The 6,444-nt window shown below is 32.4% G+C and carries 5 protein-coding genes; all 5 read right to left on the bottom strand.

Translation table 11 applies throughout. From position 1 onward, the window contains the following. A partial coding sequence (locus tag CH364_RS18740; RefSeq protein ID WP_208859277.1) for a hypothetical protein occupies window positions 1-248 on the bottom strand: 248 nt, incomplete at its 3' end. Continuing rightward, the gene (locus CH364_RS09790; RefSeq protein WP_100787857.1) at window positions 236-2,218 is read right to left on the bottom strand and encodes a Piwi domain-containing protein; all 1,983 of its coding nucleotides are present in this window, start codon (window positions 2,216-2,218) and stop codon (window positions 236-238) included. The genes CH364_RS09790 and CH364_RS18740, both read right to left, overlap by 13 nt. Before the next feature lie 106 nt (window positions 2,219-2,324). After that, on the bottom strand, window positions 2,325-5,285 hold the full coding sequence (locus tag CH364_RS09785) for an Eco57I restriction-modification methylase domain-containing protein (protein ID WP_100787856.1): 2,961 nt from the start codon (window positions 5,283-5,285) through the stop codon (window positions 2,325-2,327). Window positions 5,286-5,604: 319 nt separating this feature from the next. Further along, the gene (vapC, locus tag CH364_RS09780; protein WP_100787855.1) at window positions 5,605-6,009 is read right to left on the bottom strand and encodes a type II toxin-antitoxin system tRNA(fMet)-specific endonuclease VapC; all 405 of its coding nucleotides are present in this window, start codon (window positions 6,007-6,009) and stop codon (window positions 5,605-5,607) included. Next, on the bottom strand, window positions 6,006-6,236 hold the full coding sequence (gene vapB / locus CH364_RS09775; RefSeq protein WP_100729144.1) for a type II toxin-antitoxin system antitoxin VapB: 231 nt from the start codon (window positions 6,234-6,236) through the stop codon (window positions 6,006-6,008). Before vapB ends, vapC begins: the two co-directional genes overlap by 4 nt. Window positions 6,237-6,444: the final 208 nt, after the last annotated feature.

Genomic DNA, 6,444 nt, shown 5'->3' with positions numbered 1-6,444 from the left:
GTATAAATATTACTACTATAGTCTATTCCTTTAACTGGACTTCGAGAGATTACTCTATTGATCTCTTCATAGGGTATTGAAATTGATTTATAGCCTTTGATTGCAATTTCATCAATTTCTCCTTTTATAGACATTGATTTTTTATCAATCGAATCTTTTGAGAAAAAATAGTAATATAAATAATCTTGAATGCTCTCGGTTAAGCATTTATCACGAGCCCACGCTATCAGCTCTTTCAAATAAACCAAAGTTTATCTCCCATCTTCTTTAATAATTCATAATCCCAGCCTTCAACTTTTTTCAATTTCTCGGTCAAATTGACCAACAGATTGGGGTATGAAAGTGTTACGGGCTTTTTAGCTGCCATATAACTTCGGTAAGACAGATGTGAAAACCAATATATTTGTTTAGCAATATAGTATAAGTCAACGAATGTAGAACGACGATCGATATATATCAAAAGAGGGATTGTGCTTTTTGGTTCAAAAGTTAGCAATCCACGTAAATCATCGATTTTTATAAATGAACCTTTCTTATTTTCTGATTTTCCATCATTATTAAAAATTCTAAAATTGTGCCCAAAATCTAAATGGACGATTGAATAAGTGATCTTTTGCGCAGGGAAACTTTCGACGACGTTATAAATAGCCTTAAATTCATGTTTCTCACTCGCAGACTTATAAACATGAAAGACGAGTCGAATTTCGCTATCTTCTCCAAAATTGAAATCAGCTATATATTTTTTTAAATATAATTCTAGATTCTCTGAATAGTTTTCAAAAGTTGAAATTGACGTACAATCAGAAACGAGATATTTCCCATTATAATTAAATATCTGAGCAATACCTAGCACAGTTTTGGTTGAATCATCGGTCGTAGACGCAATACCAATCACTAGTTCGTTCTTTAGTTTGTCTTCTTTTTCAATGGTCCAAGGTGTTCCGCCTAATTTAGCATATATATTTAAGACCATATTATCTAATATGAATTCATTGTACTTTTTTACGTTATGGATCATTACCTCTTGAGTTGGGATTTCGTGACCAAGTAATTTTGCTTTGCAAAAGTAATATGGATCATGTTTCCTTGGCAAATTCTTATGTTCTTCGGACAGAACGACAATGACTAAATCTACAACCTTGAAATCAAAGCTGTAAAGTGCAGTAGAGTATCCATTTAAATCATTTGTTGCTACAAGCTTAATATCATATTTTACTTTTTTTAATTGAAAAACAGAAAAGAGTAGTTCTTGAATTTTTTTCAAAAATAGTTCAACGGTCCCTTCATTTTCCTTTAGACAAATTATGCCAATTACAATCTCCTTAGACTGAAAGTTTTCTAAGCTATAGGGTCTTAAATTTTTAATTCTGTCGCTAATCTTTCCGCTCCCCGATTTTTCTGAATAGAAGTAATACTGCGGAATTGGCAATACTTCTTCTTTTAGCAGATTGTTTTTATAGGGAAGATATACTTTATGAACAGAATCGATTTTTAGATCAGATATAATTTCTATATTGCTAATATTCTTTCTTATCCATTCAAATAGGCGTATAATAATTTTAAAATTTTCCGAATTATTATTTATTTTTGCTATGATAGTCTCGTATTCTTTTTCTTTTCCTGTCGCCTCAAGGAAACGAGATATAGATTGTTTGTTGGCAAATATACGATTGTCGTTTTGTTTTAGGTCTTCAACCGCGATACCATTTTTTTTAAATTCCTCACGACTCCAAATGAACTCATTCTTCGTATTTGAAGAAATGCAAATACCGAAGTTGGCTACTCCTGCATCATAATAATAAAACGAGTTTAATAAAACTTCTCGTTTTACCATTAGACCAGGTATTTTATTATCTAATAAGTCTTCAGTTTCTTTAATTATGCTCCAAGTACTCGAATACTTATCTTTCTTTACTTTGTATTGATTCAAACCTCGTAATGATAATGCAATCGATTGAGAAATAATAGATGAAACTAATGAAGGTTTTTCATCTATATTTATTTTTACTTCTTTACCTCCAAGCCTTTCTATTTCAACTCCACCAGTTGGCCAGAAATATATCCAATCATTATCTCTATAAAATTCAATGCCCAAATTTTCTTTCTTTAAAGATGAGAAAGCATCCTTTGTTTTATAAGCAGCATATGGAATTCTTTTAATGTCGAAACTTGTCGAGTTAAGCTGAACTTGAAAATAATTTAAAAATGTACCAGACATATCGGTTAATACTTTGAGTAGTTACTTTATTGCATTCATTAATTCTAATGAAAGTTTGTAAATAGTTTAATAAGCCTGCCACGGACGGCGTATCTTATAATTTTTATCAAATCGTATATAGCTCTTCAACTAACGTATCTATTTTTCCCTCCAGAAATTCAGCATCCTTTAGTTTCTGATTTTTCTTAAATTCAATTATATTTTTCGAGAATTCCTCAATTTTCTTCGTGATAGCGAATTTCACAGTATCGTTTGAATCGGGAACATAGATCGGTAAAGATTTAATGAATCTAGATTCGAAACTATACCAGCCACCTCTCATTTTTGTGGCAATTCTTTTGTTAAATTCATCTAGCAATTTAGAATTTAGCAAGCCGAGAAGATAGTATGGATTAATATTTTCTTTCGGAAGTATCCCATATCCTCCCGCTGCACCACCTGTAAAAAACATTTCACCTGAATCATCGAATGTATAAGAAGCGATTGGAGCAATGTCGGGAGTAAAGATTTTTGGTCGGGATATTACTTCAAGAGCCTGTGTTCTACCGAAGGCATACCAATTGCTACCTTTCATTTTTCCGTTTTCTCTGTTTTCGAGATAAGATTTACATTCTTTTAAATAGTTATAAATCTCTGGATATTTCTCTTTAATTTCTTTTTCAGGAATTAGTGAAACTTTTTCATCATTCTGCTTATCATAAGGAAAAAGGATTAACAATCCAGTATTTCTGTTTAGCGCATATCGCTTTGAGTCACCACCCTTCATTAAAGGATGAAGTATTTCTTTTTCTAGTTTCAGATCTTTCTCAAGATGTCTAGAATATACTTTATAAAACTGCTTAGTTTCTTCTTTAAGTTCTAGGATATAGATTTTATCCGCACTAGTTTTTAATCCTTGGAAAATTCTTTCGGTGACATCTTCTAGAGTAGTAGTGATATGTGAAATCTTTTCGATTTTTTGAATATCCTCGCCAATGGAAAAATTCCAATGATTAGAAAGTGAGTTTGAGGCTACTTTTCCAGAAACGGATTCTCCGTTTTTTATCCAGTTCTCTAGATTTTCTACTTTTGAAACCGAGATATCTGTATTTGAAAATTTTGTTAAGAATAGAAGGCAAGTATAGGTAGTCGCCTGGTTAAATATTTGAATATCTCCAAAATGTACAATTTTAGATAAATGGTTCCCTTTTTTTATTAAATCTCTTATATGGTCACCGTAAGCTGCATTTAAAAATTTATGGGGTAAAATCATTCCTGATATTCCGTTTTCATTAAGGAGATGAAGTGTTTGTTCAATGAATAAAATATAGATGTCAAAGTTTCCTTTTGATCCAGATTTAAAAATTTTCTTATAAAGTTCTACTTCCTCTTTCGCCCATTTTTGCAATTCTTGTATTCTAATGTAAGGTGGGTTCCCAATTATACAATCGAATCCACCAAAAGGAAATTCCGTATTCCAATCGAATGTCTTTATTTCGGTAGTCATTGAATGAGTCATCTTATTAGAATCATTTTCGGTCATTTTGAACATATCATTTGCGAATAGATCTTCACGACTTATCAATGAATTGCCACATTTTATATTTTTAGTCATGTCAGGCAATATTTTGCCTTTCAAAAATAGGTAAGAGTCGTCTTCTAATCCTTCTTCTAAAAGTTTTAAATATAAACTTAAAATAGCTACTTCTGTTGCTTCTCTATCCAAATCAACTCCGTAGATATTATTTAATAAAATCTCACCTTTCTTCTTAGCCGAAAGCTTGAGTTCACCATTTGCATCTATGAAAAAATCATCTTTGTACTTCTTTGATTTATCTTTTTTGTAAAAATCAATATGATAATTCATAATATATTGATAGGCGCCTAAAAGGAAACTTCCTGAACCGCAAGCTGGATCTAGAATTTTTATCTTTGTAATTGTGTCGGGAGTCATTTTTTGGATTTTTTTTCCGACAGTTTCTTTTACTATTTCCTCTACTATGAATTCTGGTGTGTAGTAAACGCCTTTGGCGTGAATGACTTCAGGTTTTTCCTCAACCTTTGCAAGATGTTTTTCGGTTAATCTAATTTTTGAACCAAGGAATTTCTCGTAAATTCGACCTAAAATTTCTGGCTCAATTATATCAAATTGAAAAGGTGATTTAGGGTAACAAAGTTTTAATGCAATTTCTTTAATAACTTTATCATCTACCAAAAGTTTTTCACTTAGGTGAGGTTTAAAAAGTAAACCATTATACTTTGCATTTAATTCACCAAAAAATGGCAATAGATTCGAATAAGTTTCAGTATTTTTTTGAATCAAATTTCGAAGTGTATTTTCTTCAATGATATTTCTATCCTCGAGTTGTCTTATAAAAACTAGACGATCCAAAATTCTCTGTACGGCTTCGTTTAATTCATCAACTGAAAGTGTAAGATTTTTTCTAGCGATATTAAGTGCTAATGTTTCTCGCCAATTACTTAGTTGTGTTAAGAATTCATCATCTAAGGTTTTTGTAGATTTCGAAATTTTACCGCGTAGTGTATCTAAACTACCGTTTAGAACAGCTTCCTTAGAAAAATTATCATAAATAAAATCCCATTTTTCTATGTAATCAGTATATTTTAGATCAAATTCTTTAATTAAACCTTGTGTTGGATTCTCATAAATCGGCTTCTCAAGTGCATTGAATACTCTAAACTCCTGAAAATCAGTTATGATAACAATCGGTGCTTTTCCTCTTGTTGAATAAGCATATCTCTTTGCTTGAAATACCGGGTCTTTATCAGTTAAGGGAACCCACGGTGCCTTGGCTTCGACGAAGAACATCAGTTTGCTGTTTAGTCTAAAAGCATAGTCTGGTTTCTTTGTTGAAGAATTGTCTTTTTGTGAGTATTCTCTATGAACATCCCATAAATTTCGTGGTATATTAGTTTGATCAAATTCCCATCCTAGAGACTGGAAAAAAGGATCGATAAAGCGATTTCTTGCTTCCGTTTCTTGAAATGTTTTTGAGAGATAAAGATTTTCATTTTTTCCAAAATCTTCTACCTTTTTTTCAATTATTTCTAGTCCTTTGTTTTTCATTTAGTTCCTTTAAAGTTTTATAAAATAACTGATTTGCATATTTTTATTACATTAAATTTAGAAAAAATCTTAGCGAAAATCTTTTTATTTTAGCCTGCCACGGACGGCAGGCGCTATAAATGAAGGGGCGCGGCATGGCAGATAACGAACTAGACTAACCGACGTAGGCTGACCCTGAGTCCCGGAAACGGGACGTTAGGGACTGGCCACGACACTTGCGTAGGCAAGGGGAGTGCCAGAAGCCTATGTGTCGCAGACCGAGCGAGGGCGTAAGTCCCGAAGCGAAGCGGTTAGTTGCTGTTATACGACGGTCAGCATTCTAGTTAATCCAATTTTCGATTTTAAGTTCTTTAATTCTCTTAAATTCTTTTTCATTATTTGTAACTAGTATAATATCATTTGCGATAGCTTGAGAAGCAATGAGTAAGTCGTAAGGACCTATAATTTCTCCCTTTTTTTCTAGTTTTGTTCTTATTGATCCAGCTATAGAGGCAGATTCAGAGTCGAAGTGAATGATGTTTAGAAATCCCAGAAATTCATTAAGAGTTTTTTGATTTTGTTCTGATTTTTGACTTTTTTCAACTCCATATCTAAGTTCAAACTCAGAGATAGCAGAAATAAAAATGTTATCTAGGCTTATTTTTTTGAATTTTTTATAAACGATTTCAGGCTTTTGGTTAATGATATAAATGCAAATATTTGTATCTAACAAATACTGATTCATATAGAATTTCGCTTATCGAAAGTTTTCGGTTGATTTCTTTCAATGTTAAAATCATCAGAAAAATCATTGAGAGATTTCCATAGTCTATCAACAGCATCATCGATCGGCGATATAATGACACAATTTCCGTCTTTTCTGATGTAGACTTCTTTACCTTTAAAACGAAATTCTTTTGGAAGCCTAACCGCTTGACTATCGCCGTTTTTAAATAATTTTGCACGATTCATATATACATTTTAGTATATATGTTTTAGCTTTGTCAAGTCTGAAATCGCTAGATTTTCTTCAGCTTTTTCCATCTCCTGAGTGATATTTTTGCTGACTGTCGTATAACGAACTAGTCTTCCCGAAGTTCCCTGTAGCCGAGCCTACGAAGTAGGCGTTGGCGTCGGCGCGTCTTCTTGCGGAGCAAGAAACGTGACGGAAGGGAATTTG

The organism is Leptospira harrisiae (genome assembly GCF_002811945.1).
GTDB lineage: Bacteria > Spirochaetota > Leptospiria > Leptospirales > Leptospiraceae > Leptospira_A > Leptospira_A harrisiae.
The sequence above is the reverse complement of the archived record's forward strand: the minus strand, read 5'-3'. Positions and strand labels throughout refer to the sequence as shown.